Genomic DNA, 22,733 nt, shown 5'->3' on the forward strand with positions numbered 1-22,733 from the left:
CCCGGGACCGCGGCTATCCCTCCATGCGGAGCCGCGGCACGGAGAGCCGACCGACGCGTCCGACGGTTTTCACGCCGCGGGGAGGTGGACACCCGGAATGGTGCAGATCTTCCGTCCGGGCGCGGACACGGTCGTCCGAGTCGTCCTCGCCTCGGTGGCAGCGGTCCCGGTCCTGTCCGTCGGACTCGCCTACGCGTTCTGGCGGTCGCCCTACGCCACACAGCAGGACGTGACCCGCGAGCAGCCGGTCCCGTTCAGCCACGAGCACCATGTCGGCGGCCTCGGGATCGATTGCCGCTACTGCCACACGTCGGTGGAGAAGGCGGCCTTCCCGGGGATCCCGCCGACCGAGACCTGCATGAGCTGCCACTCGCAGATCTGGACCAACGCGCCGATGCTGGCGCCCGTGCGCACCAGCCTGGCGGAGGGGCGGCCGCTGGAATGGCGCAAGGTCCACACCCTGCCCCACTACGTCTACTTCAACCATTCCGTGCACGTGGCCAAGGGCGTCGGCTGCACCACCTGCCACGGCGAAGTCCAGACCATGAAGCTGATCCGGCAGGTGGCCCCGCTCACCATGGGCTGGTGCCTCGACTGCCACCGCGACCCGGCCCCGAACCTGCGCCCCCGCGAGGCCGTGTTCGACACGAACTGGACGCCCCCGCCCGACCAGAAGGCGGTGGGGGCGCAGCTTGCGAAGACGTATCACATCAAGTCGCCCGAGCGGCTCAGCGAGTGCTCCATATGCCACCGCTAGCTCCCCTCGCCTCCCGCCGCGAGGCGCTGCGCCTGCTCTCCACCGGGATCGCGCTCGGCCTCGGCGCCTGCTCGAAACCTTCCGAGGAACTCGTGCCCTACGTGGTCGCGCCGGAGCGGCTCCTGCCCGGCGTGCCGGAGCGCTACGCCACAGCGCTCTCGCTCGGCGGCTGGGCCCGGGGCGTCCACGCCATCGCGGTGGACGGGCGGCCGATTAAGATCGAGGGCAACCCGCTGCACCCGGGCAGCCGCGGCGCCACCGACGTCTTCGCCGAGGCCGCGATCCTCGATCTCTACGACCCCGACCGCTCGCGCACGGTGACCGAGCGGGTGAACGGCATCGCCTCCTGGGACATGTTCGAGCGGGCGCTGGCCGCGCCCCTGGCGCAGGCGCGCCGGCAGAAAGGCCAGGGTCTGCGCCTGCTCACCGGGCGCGTGACCTCGCCGACGCTCGCGCGTCAGATCGCGGCTCTGCTCCAGGCGATGCCGGGGGCGGTCTGGCACGTCCACGAGCCCCTGGACGATGCCGCTGCGCTCCGCGGGGCGGATCTCGCCTTCGGCCGCCGTTTGCGGGCGCTGCCGGATCCCGGCCGGGCCGAGACGATCCTGTGCGTCGGCGCGGACCCCCTCGGGCCGGGCCCCGACCAGATCCGGTTCGGTCGTGCCTTCATCGACCGCCGCCGCGACCCGGCCCGGTTCGGCCGGCTCTACGTTGCCGAGACCGCGCTGACGCAGAGCGGGATCAAGGCGGACGCCCGCTGCGCCCTCCATCCCCGCGACGCCGGTGCCCTGCTGGTCGCGGTGGCCAACAATCTGGGCGCGGGCCTGCCCGCTCCCGACCTGCCCCCGGAGGCGGCGCGCTTCGCCGCGGCCGCCGCGGCGGATCTGCGCGGAGCCGAGGGCCGGGCCCTGATCCTCACCGGCGGTGCCCTGGCGCCCGAGCTGCACGCGCTCGGCCACTGGATCAACGGCCGGCTCAAGGCCCCCATCACCTACATGGCGCCCGTCGACGTGGCCGGCGACCACGCACCGGCCGATCTCGCGACCCTGGCGGCGGATCTCGACCGCGGCGCCGTCTCCTGCCTGGCGATCCTCGGATGCAACCCCGTCCAGACGGCACCCGCCGACCTCGCCTTCGCGGACAAGCTCGGGCGCGCCGGCTTCTCGGTCCATGCCGGGCTGCACGGCGACGAGACCGCGGGCGCCACGCACTGGCACCTGCCGCTGGCGCACGAACTGGAAGCCTGGTCCGACCTGCGCGCCCTGGACGGCACCGCGAGCCTCGTCCAGCCGCTGGTCCGGCCGCTCTACGGCGGCCGCTCGGCGCACGAGATCCTGTCTCTGCTCGCCGACGAGCCCGCAACCGCCGGATACGACAGCGTCCGGGCGACATGGCGCGACCGCGGGGGCGGCGATTTCGAGGGCTGGTGGCGCCGGGCGCTGCACGACGGGGTGATCCCCGACAGCGCCGCCAAGCCGGTCGATCCCGGCGAAGCGCGGCTGCCGTCGCTGCCGGCACCCCCGGATGCAGGGTTCGCCGTGGAGCTGCGCGCCGATCCCTGCCTGTATGACGGCCGCTACGCCAACAATGCCTGGCTGCAGGAATGCCCGAAGCCGGTCTCCAAGCAGGTCTGGGGCAACGCGCTGGCGCTCTCGCACGCGGAGGCGGCCCGGCGCGGCCTTGAGGCGGGAGATCTGGTCACCCTCGGCCTGAACGGCCGCCAGATCGCCGCGCTGGTCGCGGTGGAATCGGGCGTCGCCGAGGGGGCGGGTGCGCTGACCCTCGGCTACGGGCGCCCCCGGGCCGGGGCCATCGGCAACGGTGTCGGCGCGGACGGGTATCGCCTCGCCACCACGGCGGCCCCGCGCCTGCTCGCCGGCGCGAGCCTGGGGAAGATCGGCCGGCGCGGGGAGGTGCTGCGCACCCAGAACTACACGCAGATCGAGGGCGAGACCCGCAAACTCTTCCGGCAGATCGCGCTCTCCGACCTGCCGTCGGCGAAACCGAAAGGCATCGGCGACGACCAGCCGACCCTCCTCGATCCGTGGCAGGGCGACGCCGACGGCCATGCCTGGGCCATGGTGATCGACACCCACGCCTGCATCGGCTGCAACGCCTGCGTCGTCGCCTGCCAGTCGGAGAACAACGTGCCCGTCGTCGGGCCGGAGGAGATCGCCCGGGGCCGGATGATGCACTGGCTGCGGGTCGACCTCTACGATTCCGGCACGCCCGAGGCGGTGAACGCCGGTTTCCAGCCGGTGCCGTGCTTGCATTGCGAGCACGCGCCCTGCGAGCCGGTCTGCCCGGTGGCGGCCTCGGTCCATGACGGCGAGGGGCTCAACCTGCAGGTCTACAACCGCTGCGTCGGGACGCGCTTCTGCGAGGCGAACTGCCCCTACAAGGTCCGGCGCTTCAACTTCTTCGGCTACGCGGACGGCCAGCCCTACGCGACGATGGGCGCCGAGAGCGTCAAGGCGCAGCACAACCCGAACGTCACGGTCCGCGCCCGGGGCGTGATGGAGAAGTGCACCTACTGCATTCAGCGGATCGCCAACGAGCGGCAGGCGTCCGAGCGCGACGGGCGGCCGATGGGCCCGGTCGCCACCGCCTGCCAGTCCGCCTGCCCGACCCGGGCGATTACCTTCGGCGACCTCGCCAAGCCCGGCGACCCGGTCCTGACGCTGCGCCAGGACCCCCGGCACTACGCCCTGATGGAGGAGCTGAACACGCGGCCGCGCACCACCTACCTCGCCGACCTGCACGCCCCGAATCCGGATCTCGGGGGGCGGACATGAGCGGCAGCGCGCAGGCCTATCGCTGGATCGCCCCGGCGCAGCTCAGCCACGGCGCGATCTCGGCGGCGATCGCCGACCCGATCCAGAAGCGCGGCCCGGGCAAGGTCTGGGTCATCGCGCTGCTCGCCACCCTGCCCTTCGTGCTGGTGACGCTCGGAGCGATCGGCGCGGTGCTCACCGTGGGGATCGGCCTGTCGGGGGTGAACACCACCGTCGTCTGGGGCTTCTCCATCGCCAACTACGTCTGGTGGATCGGCATCGGCAATGCCGGCACGCTGATCTCGTCGATGCTGCTGCTGACCCGCCAGCGCTGGCGGGCCTCGATCAACCGCTTCGCCGAGGCGATGACCCTGTTCGCCGCCGGGATCGCCGGGATCTTCCCGATCATCCATCTCGGGCGGCCGCTCTATGCCTACTGGCTGGCCCCCTACCCCAACACCATGCATCTCTGGCCGCAATGGCGCTCGGCCCTGGTGTGGGATTTCTGGGCGATCCTCAGCTACATCCTGTTCTCGGCCCTGTTCTGGTTCACCGGTCTCCTGCCCGACCTCGCCACGATGCGCGACCGGGCCACGACCCGGGCCGGCCAGGTGATCTACGGCGCCCTGGCGCTCGGCTGGCGCAACTCGGCCCGGCACTGGCAGGTCTACGAGACCTACCACAAGACCATGGCGGCGCTCGCCGTGCCGCTGGTCTGCTCGGTGCACTCCATCGTCGGCCTCGACTTCGCCGCGAGCCTGATGCCCGGCTGGCAGGAGAGCATCTTCCCGCCCTACTTCGTCGTCGGCGCGATGTATTCCGGCTTCGCGATGGTCGTGATGATCGCGATCTTCATCCGCTGGGGCCTGAACCTCCAGTCGGTGATCACGCCGGCCCATTTCGACGTCATGGGCAAGGTCATGCTGTTCGCCAGCGTGGTGATGACCCTGTCCTACGCCACCGAGTGGTTCATGGCCTGGTACGGCGGCGAGCATGCCGACCGCGACGTGGTCCGCTACTACTTCGCGGGCGATTACCGCTGGCTCTATTACGCCCTGATCGCGTGCAACTGCGTCGTGCCGCAGGCCCTGTGGTTTCCGCGGGCGCGCCGCAACCTCTGGATCCTTGCCGCGATCGCGATCGTGATCAATGTCGGAATGTGGTTCGAGCGCATCCTGATCGTGTGGAACACGCTCTCGCACGGCCACGCCATGACCCTGTGGCGGACCTACCACACGAGCCTCTACGACCTCGCGATCCTGTTCGGGCCGCTCGGCCTGTTCGTGTTCGGCTTCCTGGTGCTGGTCCGGGTCTTCCCCGCCGTGTCGATGCACGAGGTCCGGCAGGTCAGCCACGACGAGGGGGCCGCCGCATGAGTGCACCCTCCAACGGACCGCTGCTCGCCGAGTTCGAGACCCCTGAGGCTCTGGTCCGGGCGCTCCGGCTCGCCCGCGCGGACGGCCACCGCCTGCTCGACGCCTTCACGCCCTTCCCGCTGGAGGAGCTGTCGGGCGCCTTCCCGCCGGCGCGCAACCCCGTGCGGCTCGTCATGGCGGCGGCAGGCTTCGGGGCGGCGGCCGCGATGTACGGCCTGCAATGGTACAGCGCGGTCTACGACTACCCGCTGAATTCCGGAGGGCGGCCGCTCCATTCCTGGCCGGTCTTCACCCTGGTGCCGTTCGAGTTCGGCGTGTTCGCGGCGGCGCTCGCGGGCTTCGCCGCGATGCTCTGGGCCTGCGGCCTGCCGCGGCTCAACCACCCGGTCCACGACATGCCGCAATTCGAGCGGGCGAGCCAGGATCGCTTCCTGCTGCTCGTCGCCCCGAAGGGCGGCCCCGGCCCCCTGCGCGCCCGGCTGGAGGAGGCTGGCGCGCTGCTGGTCTCGGAGATGCACGGATGAGGCGCGCGCTCCTCCTCGCCGTCCTGCCGGCCCTGTGGCTCACAGCCTGCGACGACCAGTCGATGCGGGTGCAGAACCGCTACGAGGTCTACGGCAAGGCACCGCTCTTCCCGGGCGGCGCCGAGACGCAGACGCCTCCGGCCGGCACCGTGGCACAGGGGGACGCCGCCTACGAGGCCGGCCTCGACATCCCCCCGCACCTCGACGCGGCGCTGCTGGCGCGCGGCAAGGAGCGCTACGAGGCGATCTGCACCCCCTGCCACGGCTATACCGGCCACGGCGACGGCATGGTCGTGCAGCGCGGCTTCCCGCCCCCGCCCTCCTATCACGAGGACCGCCTGCGGGCGGCGCCGGCCCGCTACTTCGTCGACGTGATCACCAAGGGCTACGGCGTGATGTATCCCTACGCCAACCGGGTTGCGCCGCGCGATCGCTGGGCGATCGCCGCCTACATCCGGGCCCTGCAGCTCTCGCAAGGAGCGCGGGTCGCCGACGTGCCGGGCCTCGCGGAGCGGCTGCCATGATGCACGCGCTCGCCCGCGGCTGGCTTCTCGCCTGGCTCACTTGGAGCACGGTGCCCGTGGGCAGCCTCGTCCTGATGCTGATCCACCGGGTGACCGGTGGGCGCTGGGGCGAGTCCCTGGCCCCGGCCCTGCGGCCGGCGGCCGCCCTGGTGCCGCTCGCCGCCCTCGCCTTCCTGGGCGTGGCGCTCGGCCTGCCCGCGCTCTATCCCTGGGCGGCCGATCCCGGCACGGTGAAGCCGGGGGTCGCCGAACTCTACCTCGACCCCGCCCTGTTCGACCTGCGGGCGGCCGTGACGCTCGTCGGCTGGTCGGTGCTCGCCCTGCTGTGCCTCGCCGGCCGCTGCGGTGCCCTCGCGGCGGGGCTCGGCCTCAGCTTCTACGGGCTCACGATCAGCCTCGTGGCGGTCGACTGGATCCTCTCGGCGGAGCCGCACTTCACCTCGTCGGCCTTCGCGGCCAGCTTCGCCCTGCACCAGATCCTGGCGGCCCTCGCCTGGGCCGCGGTCGCGAGCCCGGCGGGGCTCGACGAGGAGCGCGCCTCCGACCTCGCCGGCCTGATCCTCGCGACGCTGCTCGGCGTCCTCTATATGGGCCTGATGTCCTATATCGTGGCGTGGTACGGCGACCTGCCCGAGAAGTCGGTCTGGTACCTGAAGCGCGGCACGGGACCCTGGATCGCCGTGCTCCTCGCCGCGCTGGCGGCCGGCGGTATCCTGCCCTTCGCGGCCCTGCTGTTCACCCGCATCCGGCGGAGCGCCGCCTCCTTGAGGGTCGTCGGCCTCCTGGTGCTGGTCGGCGTCGCGCTGCACCTCGCCTGGTACGTCCTGCCCGCCTACGAGACCGGCGCGGGGCCTGCCGCCGCCTTCGCTGTCCTGGGCGCCGCGCTGCTCGGCGCGCTGTCGGTGCCGGTCGGCCGCCGCCTCGCCCGGATCGGGCCTTCGCGGAGGCCGCGCCATGTCTGAGCAGGCGGTCTCCGAGGCCGACGGCCAGCTGCATACCGGCGTCCACGACGACGCGGTGGGCCACGCACGCCCCGGCACGGAGGCGGCGACCCTCGCGCTCCGCCCGGTGCTGCTCACCGGCCTGTTCATCGTGGTGTTTGTGGGCGCGACGCTCGCGGGCCTGCGCCTCTACTACACGCTCACCGTGGACCTGCCGCTCATGCGGCCGCCCCGGACCTTCCCGCAACCGCACCTGCAGCGGGCGCCGGCCAGCGACCTCGACGCCCTCCTCCGCACCCAGAAGGCGCGGCTCTCCGGCTATGCCTGGGTCGACCGGGAGAAGGGCGTCGCCCGCATGCCGATCGCGGATGCGATGGCCCGCCTCGCCGCGGAGGGCGATGCCGGCTTCGCCGCGCCCGTCCAGCCCGAGCAGGTGCCGCCGCTCGGGAGCCGCGGCGGCGCGTCGAGCGCCCTGCCCTCGCCCGACGGGCAGCCCGGCAGCGAGCAGCGCGCCGCCTCCGAGGGGGCACGCTGATGGAATCGCTCATGCCCGCCTGGCTGATGCCCATCGCCGCCTCGACGCAGGCCGCCAAGGTCGACCGGATCTTCTACGGCCTGACCCTCATCTCCGCCTTCATCGTGCTCATCGTGGTCGGCCTCGTGGTCACCTTCGCGATCCGCTACCGCCGGGGCTCCAAGGCGGACCGCGGGCCGCTCCCCGAGGTGGTCTCGCGCGAATTCGAGATCGGCTGGACCACCGCCACCCTGTTCGTCTTCGTCTTCATCTTCTGGTGGGCGGCTTCCGCCGAGATCACCGCCTTCTCCCCGCCGAAGGACGCCATGGAGGTCCATGTCGTCGGCAAGCAGTGGATGTGGAAGACGCAAAGCTCCAACGGCGCCCGCGAGATCAACGAGCTGCACGTGCCGGTGGGTGTGCCGGTGCGCCTGGTCCTGACCTCGCAGGACGTGATCCATTCCTTCTACATCCCGGCCTTCCGGCTGAAGCGCGACGCGGTGCCCGATCAGGTCACCGAGACGTGGTTCCAAGCGACCAAGACCGGCACGTTCCAGCTCATGTGCAGCGAGTATTGCGGCACCGACCACGCCCGCATGCTCGGCCGCGTGATCGTGATGGAGCCGCAGGACTACGCGGCCTGGCTCTCGGCCCAGCCCGAGGGGGACGACCTCGCCCATCAGGGCGAGCGTCTCTTTTCCGAGAAGGGCTGCTCGGGCTGCCACGCGCCGGGCTCGACGGTCCATGCCCCGAACCTCGCGGGGATCTGGGGGCAGGCGGTGCAGCTCGACGGCGGGAAGCTCGCCACGGTCGATGCCGCCTATGTGCGCGACTCGATCCTGCAGCCGGCCCGGGACATCGTGGCGGGCTACGCGCCGATCATGCCGAGCTATCAGGGGCTGCTCTCGGACGGCGAGATCCAGGAACTGACCGCCTATATCCGCTCGCTCGGCGCTGGGCCGCGGGAGATCCGCACGCCCGGCATGCCGCCGCTCGCCTCGCGGGTGCCGGGGGCCCAGCCCGAGCGCAGCCCCGCCATGGTGCCGGGCGCCCCCGTCGCCGGCACGCCGGCCCCCGCCGGACCGGCGGTGCGGCCGTGATCCCCGTCCCAACCTCCCGATCCGGAGTGCCAGCATGAGCACGCGCGTCGCCGAGAGCCCGGCGAGCCTCGCCGACCCGGACGAGCTGGCGCTCGGCCTGCCCGAGAGCTATCTCGCGGCCGGGGGCACCCTGAAATCGTGGCTGACCACCACCGATCACAAGCGCATCGCGATCCTCTACGGACTGTCGGTGACGGTGTTCTTCTTCATCGGCGGCATCGCCGCCACGCTGGTGCGGCTGGAGCTGTTCACCCCGCAGGCCGACCTCGTCGGGGCCGACACCTACAACAAGCTGTTCACGCTGCACGGCGTGATCATGGTGTGGTTCTTCCTGATCCCGTCGATTCCCACCACCTTCGGCAACTTCCTGCTGCCGCTGATGATCGGCGCCCGGGACCTCGCCTTCCCGAAGCTCAACCTCGCGAGCTGGTACCTCAACGTCATCGGCGGCCTGCTCACCACGACCGCGGTGCTGGCGGGGGGGATCGATACCGGTTGGACCTTCTACGTGCCGTACTCGACCACGTTCTCCAACACGGCCGTGACCCTCGGCGTGTTCGGCGTGTTCGTCTCCGGCTTCTCGACCATCGCCACGGGGGTCAACTTCATCGCCACCACGCACCTGCTGCGGGCGCCGGGGATGACGTGGTTCCGCCTGCCGCTCTTCGTGTGGTCCATGTACACGACGAGCATCATCTTCGTGCTCGCCACACCGGTGCTGGCGCTGACGCTGATCCTCGTCGCGGCGGAGCGGACGCTGGGCCTGCCGATCTTCGATCCGGCCCGGGGCGGCGACCCGATCCTCTACCAGCACCTGTTCTGGTTCTACTCGCACCCGGCCGTCTACATCATGCTCCTGCCCGGCATGGGCATCGTCTCGGAGGTGATCACCTGCTTCGCCCGGCGGCGGATCTTCGGCTACGACTTCATGGTCTACGCCCTGGTGGCGATCGCGGTGATCGGCTTCTTCACCTGGGGCCACCACATGTTCACCTCAGGGATGTCGCCCTACGCGGCCCTGATCTTCTCGTTCCTCTCCTTCGTGGTCGCCGTGCCCTCGGCCATCAAGGTGTTCAACTGGACCGCCACGCTCTACCGCGGGCAGGTCGGGTTCGAGTCGCCGATGCTCTACGTGCTGGGCTATCTCGGTCTGTTCACGGTGGGCGGCCTCACCGGGCTGTTCCTGGCCTCGATCCCGATCGACGTGCACGTGCAGGACACCTACTTCGTCGTCGCGCATTTCCACTACATCATGGTGGGCGCGACCGTCTCGGCCTACTTCGCCGGCCTACACTTCTGGTGGCCCAAGTTCACCGGCCGGATGTACCCGGAGACGTGGGCGAAGTTCGCCGCGGTGCTGATGTTCTTCGGCTTCAACCTAACCTTCTTCCCGCAATTCATCGCGGGCTATCTCGGCATGCCGCGCCGCTATCACGTCTACCCGCCGGAATTCCAGGTCTGGAACGTGCTCTCCTCCTCCGGCGCGGCGGTGCTGGCGGTGGCCTACCTGATGCCGCTCGGCTACCTGACGTGGTCGCTGTTCTTCGGCGCCCGGGCGGTGAACGACCCCTGGAACGCCTCGGGCCTCGAGTGGCGCACCAGCTCGCCGCCGCCGCGGGATAACTTCTTCGGCCACCCGGCGGTCCTCGGCAAACCCTACAACTACCACCCGGAGGGCGCGGAGCCGCTGCACGACCAGCCGCGCATCCCCTCGCAGGGCTCGCTCACATGACCGATCCCGCGATGGCCACCGAGGCCCTGCTGCGCGAGCCCTGGGACGGGCTCAGGCTGCCGGAGGACGAGGCGCTGTCCGCGCAGCGCTTCGGCGCGACCTTCGGCATCTGGATCTTCATAGCCAGCGAGGTGCTGTTCTTCGGGGCGCTGTTCCTGTTCTACGCCGCCGTGCGGGCCGAGCACGCGGAGGCCTTCGCGGCGGCCGCCCGCGAGACCAACATCGTCTACGGCACCCTCAACACCGCGATCCTGCTGACCAGCGGCCTGACCGCGGCCGCGGCCTCGCGGGCCTCCGAGCACGCGAGCTTACGCCGGCTGACCCTGTGGTGCCTCGTGGCGACGGCCGTCCTCGGCCTCGCCTTCCTGGTGACGAAGGGCCTGGAATACCACGAGGATATCACCGAGCACCTCGTACCGGGGCCCGGCTTCAAGCTGCCGGAGGCGCCCGCGCAACTGTTCTTCGGCTTCTACTGGCTCTCGACCGGCGTCCACGGGATCCACCTCGCCATCGGCATCGGCCTCGTGGCGCGCCTGATCTGGATCGGCTGGCGCGAACCGGAGCGCCTGCCCGGCAACCCGCAGGTCGAGGTGACGATGCTCTACTGGGGATTCGTCGACATGGTCTGGCTGTTCCTCTACCCGGCCCTGTATCTGGCGGGGCGCGCGGGATGAGTGGCCCCGTCTCCGCGGGCGCGGTCTGGCGCCCCGTGCTGCCGGTCTGGCTCGGCCTGATGGCGCTTCTGGCGCTCACCTGCGCCGCGGCCTACGCGCCGCTGGGCGCCTGGACGGTGGCGGTGAATTTCGGGCTGGCGGCCACCCAGGCCGGCCTCGTCGCCCTGCTGTTCATGCGCCTCGACCGGGCGAGCGCCCTGATCCGCCTCACCGCGGCCTGTGGCCTGTTCTGGGCGGCGATCCTGTTCTCCCTGTCGCTCGCCGACGTCCTCAGCCGGCTCACGCGATCCTGAGCCGCAGGATCGGCCGGCCTGGTCGCAGGATCGTGTGCCGGCTTCACCCGGATGGGGGATGCGTTGCCTCGGCGCAGCCTCTACGGTCAAGCCTTCTCCGAGACGAGATCACCTTAGCCCGCCCGGCCCGCGCCGCGGCGGGCTCTTTGCCGGGACCCCCCCGGGGGCGGCGTCGCACGGGCAGGATGCGGAACAGCGGCATCCGGTATTCCGAACGCCCCCGACACCAAAGGCTTGGGGCGTGCGTCCGCGAAAGCCAGCAGGCTCTAACGCCTGATCGGCAGCCGGCAGAGGGCAAGTCCGGACGCGTCCCGCACGACGAGGGTCCAAGAGCGGCCGGGATCGGCCGCGCTCACTTCGTCCGCCATCTCGGCGATGACGCTGCGGGCCTCGGTCAGGGCCTCATCCAGGCTGCCGGCCTCCACGCCCTCCTCGTCGCGGATCGTGTCCCGGCCGTTCTCGACGTCGAAGTAAAAGCGCTCGGGCACCGACCTCCCCCCTCCTGCTACCCACTGACGGGCGTATGGATTTCTCTACGTAGTGCGGAACACGACAGGGATAGGTATTGGACAGGATAAACCTTAATGCATGTAAAACCTGAATTTGTCGGGGGCAGTGCAATGATGGCGAGATTCCGGCAAAGCTATCCACTATAGGTTTCGTCGGACGCCCTCCCGACCACGTTCCTGTGGCTTAAAGAGACGGCGCTCCTGATCCGGGGCCCTTGCCATGTCGTCCTCCACCAATCCACCTGCCGCCAAGAGCACCGACAAGGCTTCACAAAGCAAAGATAAGTTGCGCGCGCATATTAAGAGCGTTCTGTCGAACATCCGGGGCAATCATACCGGAGGAAGCGACGCGTCGATGCGGTCCTCGCGATACGCCCTTGGTGGGTGGGCCTGGGGTGCAGCCTCCGCGGCCGACCCACTTTTTACGTAGCAACGCTCTTCGAATGGGCGTGTTTCTGGACATTCCGCGGTCCAGCGCCTCCCACGGCAGCCCATGGCAGAGAACACCTCCGTTCGGTCCCATGTCCGCAGCGTGCTGCTCAGGTTGGTGCGGACATGGCGCGACCGGGTCGGCTGACGGAGCCGTTCGGCCGCCGCATCGATCACCCGGGGGATCCACGGCGCGTGTCGTGGATCGAGCGCGGCGGAGAGCGTCCGGGACCCGACCGTCTGCCGCGGATCGCCCTCCGCTTTCATTGCGGCGATGGCAGTCTTCGAGTTTGGTTTACCCGCATCCTCCCTATTAGAGGGGGTGTTTCCCTCGCATCCGCAGCTTTATCTCCGATCAAGTCGGCCCTAGACTGGTTCATCAGACAAGGCAGCGTTTGGGGCCCCGGACGCGGCAAGCCGGAATCGTCCCTGGGAGCGCTGACTTGGCCGACAGGCCGGGGCTGAGGTGATAATGGGCCAGATGACGATCAAGGATGTCGCGCGGCGGGCCGGCGTGAGCTTCCAGACGGTCTCCCTGGTCCTGAACCACCCCGAGAAGGTTGCCCGGACCACCCGCGCGACCATCGAGGCCGCCATGCGCGAACTCGACTTCGTGCCCAGCCTCGCGGCCCGCTCGCTGCGGAAGAAGCCGAGCCGCAGCATCGCCTGCGTGTTCTCCGTGGGGGCCCAACCCTACGACGACGTGTCGGGTCTGATGCAGGAGACCTATCAGGGCCTCGTCCTGCAGACCTTCGCGCACGTCACCGACCAGCACGGCTACACGCTGGTCCACCGGCGCTGGCGCGGCGACGATCCGGACGGCCTGAGCCGGATCGCCAGCTTGGTCAGCGAGGCCCGGGTCGACGGCATCGTGGTCTTGGCCGATCGCCGGGACGACCCGCTGATCGCGCTGCTGCAGGCGAAGCGCTTCCCGTTCGTGGTGTTCGGCCTCGATGTGCCGGGCACGCACTTCGCCATGCGGGCCGAGCGCGACGCGGTCTACGAAGCCGTCCGTCACCTGATCCAGGCGGGGAGCCGGTTGATCTGCTTCTACAAGGGCGAGCGCGACGGGCGGCTGCGGACCGTGGCCGAGCGGTACCGGGGCTATAAGGACGCCTTGGCGGAGGCGGGTCTGGACCTGCGCGAGGACCTCGTCGTCCCGTGCGACTGGAGTTCCGAGAGCGGCTACCGGGTGACGCTCGATCTCCTCGCGCGCCGGTCCCGGCCGGACGCGATCGTGGCCGCCGACGATCAGGTGGCGTTCGGTGTGCTGAAGGCCCTGCACGAGAGCGGCGTGCGGGTGCCCGAGGCGATGCGGGTGGTCGGCTTCGACAACTTCGTCCAGGGTGCCTACACGGTGCCGAGCCTGACCTCGGTCGAGGTGCCGACCCTCGACATGGTGCGGTTCGCCTTCGCGACGCTGGTGGAGGTGATCGAGGGCACGCGCCCTCCGGACGACCTTGCGCAGAGGCTGTTCCCCACCCGCCTCGTCGTCCGCGATTCCACGGGGTCCGAGCCGCGGACGCATTCCTAGGGCCGGGCCCGCTCCGGGCGGGACCGGCGCGGGCCGCCCGGTCTTCCTCACTCGGCGGCGAGGATCCCCTCCGGCTCCCCGTCGGCACGCCCGAACTGGGCCGCGTGCAGGCGGCCGTAGGGGCCTTGTGCGGCGAGGAGCGCCGCGTGCCGGCCCTGCTCGACCACGCCGCCCTCCCCCAGCACCACGATGCGGTCGGCGTCCCGGATGGTGGCGAGACGATGGGCGATCACCAGGGTCGTGCGCCCGCGGGCGAGTTCCGCCAGCGCCCGCTGGATCTCCCGCTCGGTCTCGGTGTCGAGGGCCGAGGTCGCCTCGTCGAGGATCAGGATCGGCGGGTTCTTCAGGAAGACCCGCGCGATGGCGATGCGCTGCTTCTGCCCGCCCGACAGCCGCACCCCGCGCTCGCCCACCACCGTGTCGAGCCCCTCCGGCAGGCTGTCGAGGAGCGACCCGAGCCGGGCGCGCCGGGCGGCCGCGTCGATCTCGGCCTCGGTGGCGCCGAGGCGGCCGTAGGCGATGTTCTCCCGGATCGTGCCGGCGAACAGGAACACGTCCTGCTGCACGATGCCGATCTGGCGGCGCAGGCTCGCGAGCGTCAGGTCGCGGATATCGATCCCGTCGACGGCGATCCGCCCCGCCTCGACCTCGTAGAAGCGCGGCAGCAGGGCGCAGAGGGTGGTCTTGCCGACGCCCGAGGGGCCCACGAACGCCACCGTCTCGCCGGCCGCCACCGCGAGGTCGAGGCCGGTGAAGACCGGGCGGCCGGGGCCGTAGCCGAAACCCACCCCCTCGAAGCGGATGTCGCCGCGTAAGGACTCCACCGCGCGGGCGTCGGGCCGGTCGGTGATGTCGGGTTCGGTGGCGAGCAGCTCCTGGTAGCGGCGGAAGCCGGCGACGCCCTTCGGGTAGGTCTCGACCACCGCGCCGATCTTCTCCAGCGGCCGGTAGAATACGCCGACCAGCAGCAGGAAACCCACGAAGCCGCCGGGCGTCAGGTCGCCCCGCACCACGAAGGCCGCGCCCCCGAGCAGCACCGCGATCTGGACGAGGCGCAGGCCGAGGTAGTTGATCGACAGGCCCGCCGCCATGAGCCGGTAGGCCTCGAGCTTGGTGTCGCGGTAGCGGGCGTTGTCCAGGGCGAACAGGGCGCGCTCGTGCGGCTCGTTGGCAAATGCCTGGACGACCCGCATCCCGCCGACATTCTCCTCGATCCGGGCGTTGAAGGCGCCGACCCGGCCGTACTGCGCCTGCCAGTTGCGGGTCATGCTGCCGCCGTAGCGGATCGACACGAAGGCGATCACCGGCAGGATCGCCCCGGTGATCAGCGCCAGCGGTGCGTGGACAGAGAGCATCAGCGCGAAGGCGCCGACCAGCGTCATCACGGCGATGAACAGGTCCTCGGGCCCGTGATGGGCGACCTCGCCGATCTCCTCCAGGTCCTTGGTCACCCGGGCGACGAGGTGGCCGGTCTTCTGGCCGTCGTAGAAGCGGAACGAGAGCTTCTGCAGGTGGTCGAAGGCCCGCGCCCGCATGGTGGTCTCGATGTTGATGCCGAGCACGTGGCCCCAGTAGGTGACCACCACCATCAGGCCGGCATTGGCCACGTAGACCAGCGCCAGCGCCGCCGCGGCGAGCAGGATCAGGCCCCAATCCTGCCGGGGCAGCAGGGAGTCGATGAAGCCCTTCACGGCGACGGGGAAGCCGAGTTCCAGCAGGCCCGACAGCACCGCGCAGCCGAAATCCACCAGGAACAGGGTCCGGTACGGCCGGTAATAGGCGAGGAAGGCCTTCAGCATCGCGGCTCGGATCAGCGTTGGGCGGCGCATTCGGCGGGGCAGAGCGCACCGCAGGAGGGAATCCCGGGCAGGCGGTGGCGCAGGCAGCAGACGCGCCGTCGCCGGCAGCCCGACGCCCCCGGGCAGAGCGCCTGCGCGAGCGGGCTCCTAGCGCAGGCCGGGCCGCCGCGCCATCCGAGGCAGGCCGCGACGTCGTCACAGCCGGTCCCCGCCCCGGCTTCGCACGCGCCGGACGTCCCCCCGAGTTCCCGCGCGACGTAGTCGAGAATGACCGCGGCATTGCCCCAGAGGATCCGCGGGGCGATCCCGCATCGGGCGTGGCACAGCTCCACGAACGGGTGCAGATGCGCCTCGATCAGCCCGGCGAGTCCGGGGGCCGGGTCGGAGCCTGTCTCCGCCTCAGGGATGAGGAAGCGGACGGGGCGGCCGGTCGCGTCGAGTTCGAGGCGCAGGGCGTCGAAGGCGAGCGGCAGCGGGCGGCCGAGGCGCATCAGGGCGGTCAGCGCAGGCGTGGCCAGCGCGGCCAGGTAGAACTGGCTCCAGTACGAGACGACGACGCGCCGGTCGGGGACCGCGCAGGCTCCGCCACAGGCCGTGCCGCAGCCCTGGCCGAGGCCCGCCGCGAAGGCCGACAGGGTCGCGTCGAACAGGCAGGGATCGCGCAGCGCGCAGAGGGGCAGCGCCTGCCCACCGCCGGGACCGACGGCGATGCCGTCCCGGTAGGCCGCGAGCGCGTCGGGAACCCGGGCGGCGACCTCCGCGATCATCGCGTTCCCCCGTCGGCTCGAAGGGTCCGGCCCACCGCGACGGCGAGCCAGGCCACCGCGGCGGCGTAGAGCGGCAGGGTGGCGGCGAAGTAGCCCGGCCAGCCGATCCAGCCGGCCAGCGCCGGGGCAGCCACCCGCAACGGCATGGCGGCGAAGAAGGCCGCCCCGAAGAGCAGCGCGTAGTCGGTGGCGGGCTTCGGCCCCTGGGCCCAGCGATAGATCATGTTGAACACCGGCACGCCCAGGAACCCGCCGGCGACGAAGTTCAGGACCGTGGCGGCGACCGCGAGGTCCGCCATCCCGCCCGCGCAGGCAGCCGCCATCAGGGCTCCCGAGGCGAGGACGCCGAGCGCGCCCGCGGCGATCAGCCGGACCGTGCCGAACCGGGCGGCGAGCCCGCCCGCCGCCAGGGCCATGACCAGGTTGATCGCCGGCAGGACGCTGCCGGTCAGGAATCCGACCTGGCCGAGGGAGACGCCGAGATCGAGAAGCGCCAGGGTGTTGGGCCCGGACAGCAGGTAGGCGGCGGCGAAATAGGCCCCGAGCACCAGCACGTGCCCCGCCAAGTCGCGCAGCCGTGCCAGGGAGCCCGCCCACCGCTCGGGGGGCGCCGCCCCGTGCAGGCGCACCTCCGGACAGCCCAGGATCGGCAGCAGGCAGAGTGCGTCGAGGGCCGCGCAGGCCAGGGCCGCGCCGCGCCAGCCGAGGCTGCCGAAGGCGCCGACCAGCACGCCGACGCCCAGGATCCCGCCCAGCGAAGCCCCGCACAGCTTGGCCGAGGCCACGAAGGCGCGCTGCGCCGCCGGCACGGTCTCGACCACTAGGGCCTCCAGGGCGATGTCCATGGTCGCCACGCAGGCGCAGGCCGCCACGGCCAGGGCGAGGAGCAGCGGGAGCGGCCAGGGCTCGCCGAAGCTCATGGTGGTCAGCAGGAGGACGGTCGACGCCTGCGCGGCCGCGATCCACCCGGTCCGGTGCCCCAGGACCGGCAGGCGGACGCGGTCGAGGACGGGGGCCCACAGGAAGGTGAGCCCGACCGGCAGGTTGATGAGCTGCAGCAGCCCGACTTCGACCAGGTCGACGCCCCGCGCCCGCAGGATCAGCGGGACCCCGCCGGACAGGAAGCCGAGCGTGGCCCCGAAGGTCACGTACAGGAAGAAGAACGGCGCCAGGGGGCGCAGCCCGGCCCAGGTCCCGGCGACGCGGCTCCCGATCGCGAGTCCGGCGGAGCCGGTCACCGCGACCGACATCCGGAACCGTGAGCGGCAATGGCCCGGGAGCGGTAGTTTGTAATCACACTAATCTATTGATGTGCTTCAGGTTTTGCTGTTTAGGCGGGACGGCGGCGCCGATCAAGCCGGGCCGGTCCGTTGCCTCCGTGTGCCACCACCCGCGGCCCGCAGCCGGTCCCCGCACCGGGGCGGGCCCGGCATTAACCTTTCATCAACCATGTTCCGGGCAGATTTTCTCATGGAGGGCTGAGCATGACCCAAGGCCGGGATTTCGACGCGCTGAGCGCGGCACAGATCGCCGCGGGCCGCACGCAGAAGCGCTGGGTCGCGCCGGAGGCCCGTTTTCGTCCGTCCGCGCCGCAGGCGGTGTCCGACCTGCTCGATACGATCCAGCACGTGGCGGAAGCGGCCACCGGCGAGCGCAGCTTCCTGCATCTGCGCCCCGGCGCGGGCCTGCCGCGCGGGCGCTGAGACGATCCGTCCCGCGAACCACCGGGGGCGGTCCCGTCTGCAGGCTGGCAAGCCCCGGTCGGTTCTGCAAGAACGCCGGTATGCGCCGGAGTACCGCCCCCGACCACGCCTCCACCCATGCCTCGGCTGCGTCCGGGTGGCGCGGCGCGGTCGCCCTTTCATGAGTGCGGGTGAGACGGAGGATCTCCGGCGGCGCAACCGCGCCCTCGAGGACGAGGTGGTCCGCCCGCACCAGCTCGAGAATGCCCTCTCAACCTCGCCTTCAACGCCCGGGACGCGATGCCCGACGACGGCCACCTCGTGACCGCCAGCACGCATCTCGACCGCACCTGGGGCCGGGCATCCGGATGATCACCAAGCCCTTCCCCGTCGAAGCGCTGGCTGCCCGGGTGCGCGCGATGAGCGCCGGCCTCGACTGACGGACTCGCGCGCTCCCCCATGCCGCTGCCCTCCCTCTCGCTGACGACGCGCATCCTGCTGCTGGTCCTACTGGCGCTCGCGCCGGCGCTGGCAATCCAGGGCTACAACGAGGTCGCCCTGCGGGCGAGCCGGAACGCGGCCGTGCGCGCCGACGCCCTCGCCAGCGCCCGGGGCGTCGCGGCGGATTTCTCCCAGACCGCCGAGCGGATGCGGCAGGCCCTGGACCTGATCTCCGGGGATCCGTCCGTGCAGGCGCGCGACCCGTCATCCTGCGCCGCCTATCTGAAGCGGTCCGCCGCGCGGCTCCCGCACGTGCTCCTGCTCGCGCTCACCGATCCCGAGGGCACCGTGATCTGCGACAGCGCCGGCTCGGTACCGGGCGCCTATTCGAGCGGCATGCGCGTCTATCACCGCCAAGCCCTGGAGTCGGCCGGCTTCGCCATCGGCGGCTACACGGTGGGCCACGTCTCGCGACGGCCCTCGATCCACTTCGCCCGGGCGGTGGGGCGCGGGGAGGATGCGACGGCGGTCCCCAAGGGCGTCCTGCTGGCTGCCGTCGACCTCGACTGGCTCTCCGACCACCTGGAGCAGGCGCTGCGTCAGGACGAGACGGCGATCACCGTCACGGACCGCGACGGCCTGGTCATCGCCCGGCGTCCGGACGGGCCGGCCTGGATCGGCAAGCCGATCCCGCCCGGACGCGTCGCCATGCTCGACGCCCAGGGCGGGACGGTTCGCGTTGCCGAAGGCCTCGACGGCCGGGAGCGGATCATCGCCACCGTCAGGCCGGACGGCCCGCTCGCGGGCGTGCGCGTGGTGGTCGGTCGCGACTGCGCGGCGGCCTTCGCGGATATCGACGCCGCCACGCGCCGTGGCTTGGTGCTGATCGCCCTGGGCGCGGTTCTGGCCCTGGCCGCCGCCCTGGTGGCCGGGCGGGTGTTCATTCGCCGGCCGATCGAGCGCCTGCTGCGCACGGCGGCCGCCTGGCAGGCGGGCGACCTCGCGGCTCGCACCGGCCTGCGCGGCACCACGGAATTCGGGCGGCTGGGCCGCAAGCTCGACACCATGGCCGGCACGCTCCAGCGCAGCACCGGCGCACTGCATGGGGAGATCCGCCGAGGGCGCGCCCTGCAGGAGCAGCAGGTCACGATGCTGCACGAGCTGAACCATCGGGTGAAGAACACGCTGGCCACCGTGCAGGCCCTGGTGCGTCAGTCGCGCGGTTCCGAGGGCGCCCTCGAGGCGCGGATCCTGGCCCTGTCGAAGACCCATGACCTCCTGACCCGCGAGGCCTGGAGTGGCGCCCCCTTGGCCGAGGTGCTGGAGAACGAACTCAAGCCCTACCGGACCGGCGGCGATCAGATCGGCCTCGAGGGTCCCGACCTATCCCTGTCCCCCCGGGAGGTGCTGGCGCTCGGCATGACGATTCACGAGCTGACCACGAACGCCGCCAAGTACGGCGCGCTCTCGGTGCCGGAGGGCCGCGTCCGGGTGACGTGGTCGCTCGCCGCCTCCGTGGCGGGGAGGTCGCGCCTGCATCTGACGTGGCAGGAGAGCGGCGGCCCGCCGGTGCGGGAGCCGACCCGGACCGGATTCGGGACACGGCTGATCACCGGCGGCGTGCAGCGCGAACTCGACGGCACCGTCGACATCGCCTTCGCGGCCGGGGGGCTGCGCTGCCAGCTCGACGTGCCGCTGGCGCCGGGCCTCAGCGGAATCCTGGTGCCGACGCGCTAGAGCCGTCCCCGATCGCGTTGCAATCGGAAGCGGCCCTGAGTTCTTGACCTGACGCGCTCGCCTGCGCCGAACCGGCGTCCCCTTCGGCAGCGAGCGCTCTATATCTTCGTTACGGCATGATGTTCTCGGAAAGCCGGCCTCCGCTTGTCCGCATCCTGCTCTGAAGCGCTCCGGGCGGTTCAGGCTCCGGTCCGCGCCACCTCCCGGACGTCCCGCTTCACCTGTCGCCACGTCCGCCAGGGCTCCAGGTTCGACAGCGCCATCCGGCGCGCCCCGAGCCAGCCCAGCGCGAGCGCCACGGCCAGGAAGGGCGCGGCGACGATCAGCGCCGCCGGCGCCTCGGAGCCGAACGGCACGGCCAGTAGCTTCACCACGGCGTCGAGGCCGAGGAAGAAGGTGACGATCAGGAGCACCGGGATCGTGCCGACGATGGCGATCAGCGAGACAATCGCCCGCAGATTGCCGTCGAGCTCGATCCGCGCCAGCGTCAGCAGCGCCTCGATATGGGCGGCCCCGTCGCGCAGGGACGCGACCAGCAGGGCCAGGGTTCCGTCGGTGCGTGGACGCATGGGGCGGGCTCTTCCTCTGGGTCTTTCCTGTCGGGCCCGGGCCAACGGAGCCATCGGCCGAAGCGTTCCGCTTCGGGCTCTCACAGCATCAGCAGAACGGCGCCCAGGACGAGCAGCGTCGCGAGGCCCGCCAGGACGATCGCCCGGTTGACGCCGGCCCGGTCCTCCGGCGCCGGCTGCGTCGCTTCGGTCGGCTGCCGCACCGGGGCGGTCGCCGACACCGCGACAGCCACCCCCTCCGCCCGCCGGATCGGCGGTACGCTGCCCGGATCCCGTGCCGGCAGGATCGCCGGCGAGGGCACCGACCGGTCCGTGGGTGGTCCGAAGGCCTCGGGCTCGACGCTCACCCCCGCCGCCTCGAGTTCCAGCATCACCAGGACCAGGGCATCGACGTCCATGCGCTCCACGGGCAGCGCCGCCCGCAGGTCATCCACGGTGAGTTCCCCCCGGCTGCGGCCGAGGGCGATCAGCCGGTCGAGCGTTCCGCGATCGATGGTCTGCGACATCGCCCGCTCCCCTGGTCGCGTGCTGCATCCTCATCACAGAACCCGCGAGACGGGCCGCGGTCACGAGGCCTGGGGGCTGAGCGCGGGCTTCGCGGCCGGCGCCTCGCCCGGTTCGAGTCGGGGGGAGCCACTCGCGCCCGGCCGGTGCCGGAGCATCGGCCGCTCGATCAGGTACCAGCTCAGGATCCCGAGGGGGATGACGGCCGCGAGGGTCAGGGCCGCGACCGCCCAGGGCGAGATCCCGGGCAGCCGGGCGACTAGCAGGTTCTGCACCGGCCAGGCGTAGAGATAGAGGCCGTAGGAGAAATCGACCTGCGCGGTGACGCGGCTGAGCGCGTTGGGGCGCACCGCGAAGGCGAACCAGAAGACGAGATAGCCCCCGAGGATCGCGAAGGCCGGCTCGGCGAGCGGCCGGCTGAACATCAGCGGCAGGAGCAGAAGGGCGGCGAGGCCCGCGCCGCGGCCGGTATAGGCGATCCGGTCGCCGAACAGCCGGAAGGCGCCGCCGCAGCAGAACACGAAGGTGAGGCGGATCATCTCCGACAGGGAGCCGAGCCCGTCGCCCGGATGCCCGACGGGCAGGTAGAGCCAGCGCAGGGCGAGGAGGACGCCGAGGCCCGCGAGCATGACGAGATAGCGGCCCCGCCGCCGCAGGGCCCGGGCGGTGCCGACGAGGCCGAGCAGCAGGTAGCAGCCGAACTCGCAGGGGATCGTCCACATGGAGCCGTTGAGCAGCGGATAGGGCAGCTCCGCGAAGGCGCCCGGGACCACCGGCATGAGTAGCAGCGACAGCCGGAGCAGGGTCTCCAGCGGCGAGGCCGCGGCGACATTGCCGCCGCCGAGCGGCGCGACGACGGCGATGCAGATCAGGGAGGCGACCACGAAGGCCGGGTAGATCCGCAATACCCGGCGCATCACGTAGTCGGAGAAGGAGCGCTTGGCGCAGTAGCTCGCGGTGATCAGGTAGCCGCTCACCAGGAAGAAGCCGTCGACGGCGATCTCCCCGAAGGACAGCGTGCCGAAGACCTGCGTGAGCAACTCGCGCGAGCGGTTTCCGTCCACGAGTTCGGGTGCGTGCGACAGAACCACCAAGACGGCGAACAGAAGACGCAGCGACCCGAAATTGTTCGCCGCCCTGTCTCGGCCGCCCAACACCTCCGACACGCCTGCCCGCCTTTGATCCCTCAGACCCATGCCAGGGGCCGGGAAACGGCGCGCGAACACAAGGACGCGGAGGCAACACTGGCCGATGATCTGAGCGCGCCCTCGGGTGAGAACGAGCCGGCGGCGGCCGTTGCGCTGGCGGCGCGGTTGGGCTAGGGAGTGGCCGCGGCCAGCACCCGTAGCTCAGCTGGATAGAGCGTTGCCCTCCGAAGGTGGAGGACCCAGCTCTTCGGTGCGCTAAGTGCCTCCAATCACATCAATATCTTAGCAGGTGGCTCAGATGCCGATCAGCGCGTATGACGCGCTCACGGCGCAATTGGGCCACATCGGGCAGCTCGCCGCCCCCGCCTTCCGCAGCGGGCTTGCGGCGTCTGAAAGCCGCGTTCG

At 71.3% G+C, this 22,733-nt stretch carries 21 protein-coding genes; 14 read left to right on the forward strand and 7 right to left on the reverse strand.

From position 1 onward, the window contains the following. The first annotated feature begins 97 nt into the window (after nucleotides 1-97). The 11 genes from ACYCO6_RS15610 to ACYCO6_RS15660 are packed head-to-tail and all read left to right on the forward strand — an operon-like array spanning nucleotide 98 to nucleotide 11,209. Nucleotides 98-757 carry a cytochrome c3 family protein gene (locus ACYCO6_RS15610; protein WP_459772740.1) on the forward strand — a complete coding sequence of 220 codons (660 nt, stop codon included), beginning with the start codon at nucleotides 98-100 and terminating at the stop codon, nucleotides 755-757. Continuing rightward, nucleotides 745-3,552 carry a 4Fe-4S dicluster domain-containing protein gene (locus ACYCO6_RS15615; RefSeq protein WP_459772742.1) on the forward strand — a complete coding sequence of 936 codons (2,808 nt, stop codon included), beginning with the start codon at nucleotides 745-747 and terminating at the stop codon, nucleotides 3,550-3,552. The genes ACYCO6_RS15610 and ACYCO6_RS15615 overlap by 13 nt, the downstream gene beginning before the upstream one ends. Continuing rightward, nucleotides 3,549-4,907 carry an NrfD/PsrC family molybdoenzyme membrane anchor subunit gene (gene nrfD, locus ACYCO6_RS15620; RefSeq protein ID WP_459772744.1) on the forward strand — a complete coding sequence of 453 codons (1,359 nt, stop codon included), beginning with the start codon at nucleotides 3,549-3,551 and terminating at the stop codon, nucleotides 4,905-4,907. The genes ACYCO6_RS15615 and nrfD overlap by 4 nt, the downstream gene beginning before the upstream one ends. Next, nucleotides 4,904-5,431 (forward strand): DUF3341 domain-containing protein, encoded by a 528-nt coding sequence (locus ACYCO6_RS15625; protein WP_459772745.1) that lies wholly within the window; start codon nucleotides 4,904-4,906, stop codon nucleotides 5,429-5,431. The genes nrfD and ACYCO6_RS15625 overlap by 4 nt, the downstream gene beginning before the upstream one ends. Continuing rightward, entirely contained in the window at nucleotides 5,428-5,955 is a 528-nt protein-coding gene (locus ACYCO6_RS15630) for a c-type cytochrome (protein WP_459772747.1), read from the forward strand. Before ACYCO6_RS15625 ends, ACYCO6_RS15630 begins: the two co-directional genes overlap by 4 nt. Beyond that, nucleotides 5,952-6,917: a hypothetical protein gene (locus ACYCO6_RS15635; protein WP_459772748.1), complete on the forward strand. Its 966-nt coding sequence runs from the start codon at nucleotides 5,952-5,954 to the stop codon at nucleotides 6,915-6,917. The genes ACYCO6_RS15630 and ACYCO6_RS15635 overlap by 4 nt, the downstream gene beginning before the upstream one ends. Next, nucleotides 6,910-7,431 carry a hypothetical protein gene (locus ACYCO6_RS15640; protein WP_459772750.1) on the forward strand — a complete coding sequence of 174 codons (522 nt, stop codon included), beginning with the start codon at nucleotides 6,910-6,912 and terminating at the stop codon, nucleotides 7,429-7,431. Before ACYCO6_RS15635 ends, ACYCO6_RS15640 begins: the two co-directional genes overlap by 8 nt. Continuing rightward, nucleotides 7,431-8,510: a cytochrome c oxidase subunit II gene (coxB, locus tag ACYCO6_RS15645; RefSeq protein WP_459772751.1), complete on the forward strand. Its 1,080-nt coding sequence runs from the start codon at nucleotides 7,431-7,433 to the stop codon at nucleotides 8,508-8,510. The genes ACYCO6_RS15640 and coxB overlap by 1 nt, the downstream gene beginning before the upstream one ends. A gap of 34 nt (nucleotides 8,511-8,544) precedes the next feature. Beyond that, nucleotides 8,545-10,242, forward strand: coding sequence for a cytochrome c oxidase subunit I (gene ctaD, locus ACYCO6_RS15650; RefSeq protein ID WP_459772752.1), 1,698 nt, complete (start codon nucleotides 8,545-8,547; stop codon nucleotides 10,240-10,242). After that, a complete protein-coding gene (locus tag ACYCO6_RS15655; RefSeq protein ID WP_459772753.1) occupies nucleotides 10,239-10,916 on the forward strand; it encodes a cytochrome c oxidase subunit 3 in 678 nt (225 codons plus the stop codon). Before ctaD ends, ACYCO6_RS15655 begins: the two co-directional genes overlap by 4 nt. After that, nucleotides 10,913-11,209: a cytochrome C oxidase subunit IV family protein gene (locus ACYCO6_RS15660; protein ID WP_459772755.1), complete on the forward strand. Its 297-nt coding sequence runs from the start codon at nucleotides 10,913-10,915 to the stop codon at nucleotides 11,207-11,209. Before ACYCO6_RS15655 ends, ACYCO6_RS15660 begins: the two co-directional genes overlap by 4 nt. Nucleotides 11,210-11,475: 266 nt before the next feature. On the opposite strand, the gene ACYCO6_RS15665 is transcribed toward ACYCO6_RS15660, so the two are convergent. Further along, entirely contained in the window at nucleotides 11,476-11,697 is a 222-nt protein-coding gene (locus ACYCO6_RS15665) for a DUF6894 family protein (protein ID WP_459772757.1), read from the reverse strand. 922 nt (nucleotides 11,698-12,619) lie between these two features. On the opposite strand from ACYCO6_RS15665, the gene ACYCO6_RS15670 reads away from it, so the two are divergent. Continuing rightward, the gene (locus tag ACYCO6_RS15670; protein ID WP_459772759.1) at nucleotides 12,620-13,681 is read left to right on the forward strand and encodes a LacI family DNA-binding transcriptional regulator; all 1,062 of its coding nucleotides are present in this window, start codon (nucleotides 12,620-12,622) and stop codon (nucleotides 13,679-13,681) included. Between the two features lie 47 nt (nucleotides 13,682-13,728). Here the strand turns inward: ACYCO6_RS15670 and ACYCO6_RS15675 are convergent, their stop codons facing one another. From ACYCO6_RS15675 to ACYCO6_RS15685, 3 genes are read right to left on the reverse strand one after another with little or no spacing between them, the layout of a single operon-like run. After that, entirely contained in the window at nucleotides 13,729-15,480 is a 1,752-nt protein-coding gene (locus ACYCO6_RS15675) for an ABC transporter ATP-binding protein (RefSeq protein ID WP_459772761.1), read from the reverse strand. Between the two features lie 11 nt (nucleotides 15,481-15,491). Beyond that, nucleotides 15,492-16,247: a siderophore-iron reductase FhuF gene (fhuF, locus tag ACYCO6_RS15680; RefSeq protein ID WP_459772763.1), complete on the reverse strand. Its 756-nt coding sequence runs from the start codon at nucleotides 16,245-16,247 to the stop codon at nucleotides 15,492-15,494. Next, the gene (locus ACYCO6_RS15685) at nucleotides 16,244-17,497 is read right to left on the reverse strand and encodes an MFS transporter (RefSeq protein ID WP_459772764.1); all 1,254 of its coding nucleotides are present in this window, start codon (nucleotides 17,495-17,497) and stop codon (nucleotides 16,244-16,246) included. Before ACYCO6_RS15685 ends, fhuF begins: the two co-directional genes overlap by 4 nt. A gap of 234 nt (nucleotides 17,498-17,731) precedes the next feature. Between ACYCO6_RS15685 and ACYCO6_RS15690 the strand changes: the two genes are divergently transcribed. Together ACYCO6_RS15690 and ACYCO6_RS15695 are read left to right on the forward strand one after the other, a co-directional pair. Next, a complete protein-coding gene (locus tag ACYCO6_RS15690) occupies nucleotides 17,732-17,950 on the forward strand; it encodes a hypothetical protein (protein WP_459772765.1) in 219 nt (72 codons plus the stop codon). Nucleotides 17,951-18,388: 438 nt separating this feature from the next. Beyond that, nucleotides 18,389-20,107 carry a sensor histidine kinase gene (locus ACYCO6_RS15695; RefSeq protein WP_459772767.1) on the forward strand — a complete coding sequence of 573 codons (1,719 nt, stop codon included), beginning with the start codon at nucleotides 18,389-18,391 and terminating at the stop codon, nucleotides 20,105-20,107. 179 nt (nucleotides 20,108-20,286) lie between these two features. Here the strand turns inward: ACYCO6_RS15695 and ACYCO6_RS15700 are convergent, their stop codons facing one another. From ACYCO6_RS15700 to ACYCO6_RS15710, 3 genes are all read right to left on the reverse strand, one after another. Beyond that, the gene (locus ACYCO6_RS15700; protein WP_459772769.1) at nucleotides 20,287-20,676 is read right to left on the reverse strand and encodes a phage holin family protein; all 390 of its coding nucleotides are present in this window, start codon (nucleotides 20,674-20,676) and stop codon (nucleotides 20,287-20,289) included. Nucleotides 20,677-20,756: 80 nt separating this feature from the next. Continuing rightward, complete coding sequence (locus ACYCO6_RS15705; protein WP_459772770.1) at nucleotides 20,757-21,182, reverse strand: RNA polymerase sigma factor region1.1 domain-containing protein; 426 nt, start codon at nucleotides 21,180-21,182, stop codon at nucleotides 20,757-20,759. 60 nt (nucleotides 21,183-21,242) lie between these two features. Continuing rightward, the gene (locus tag ACYCO6_RS15710) at nucleotides 21,243-22,346 is read right to left on the reverse strand and encodes an acyltransferase family protein (RefSeq protein ID WP_459772772.1); all 1,104 of its coding nucleotides are present in this window, start codon (nucleotides 22,344-22,346) and stop codon (nucleotides 21,243-21,245) included. Nucleotides 22,347-22,733 lie beyond the last annotated feature (387 nt).

It is taken from the genome of Methylobacterium sp. CM6257 (assembly GCF_054611515.1).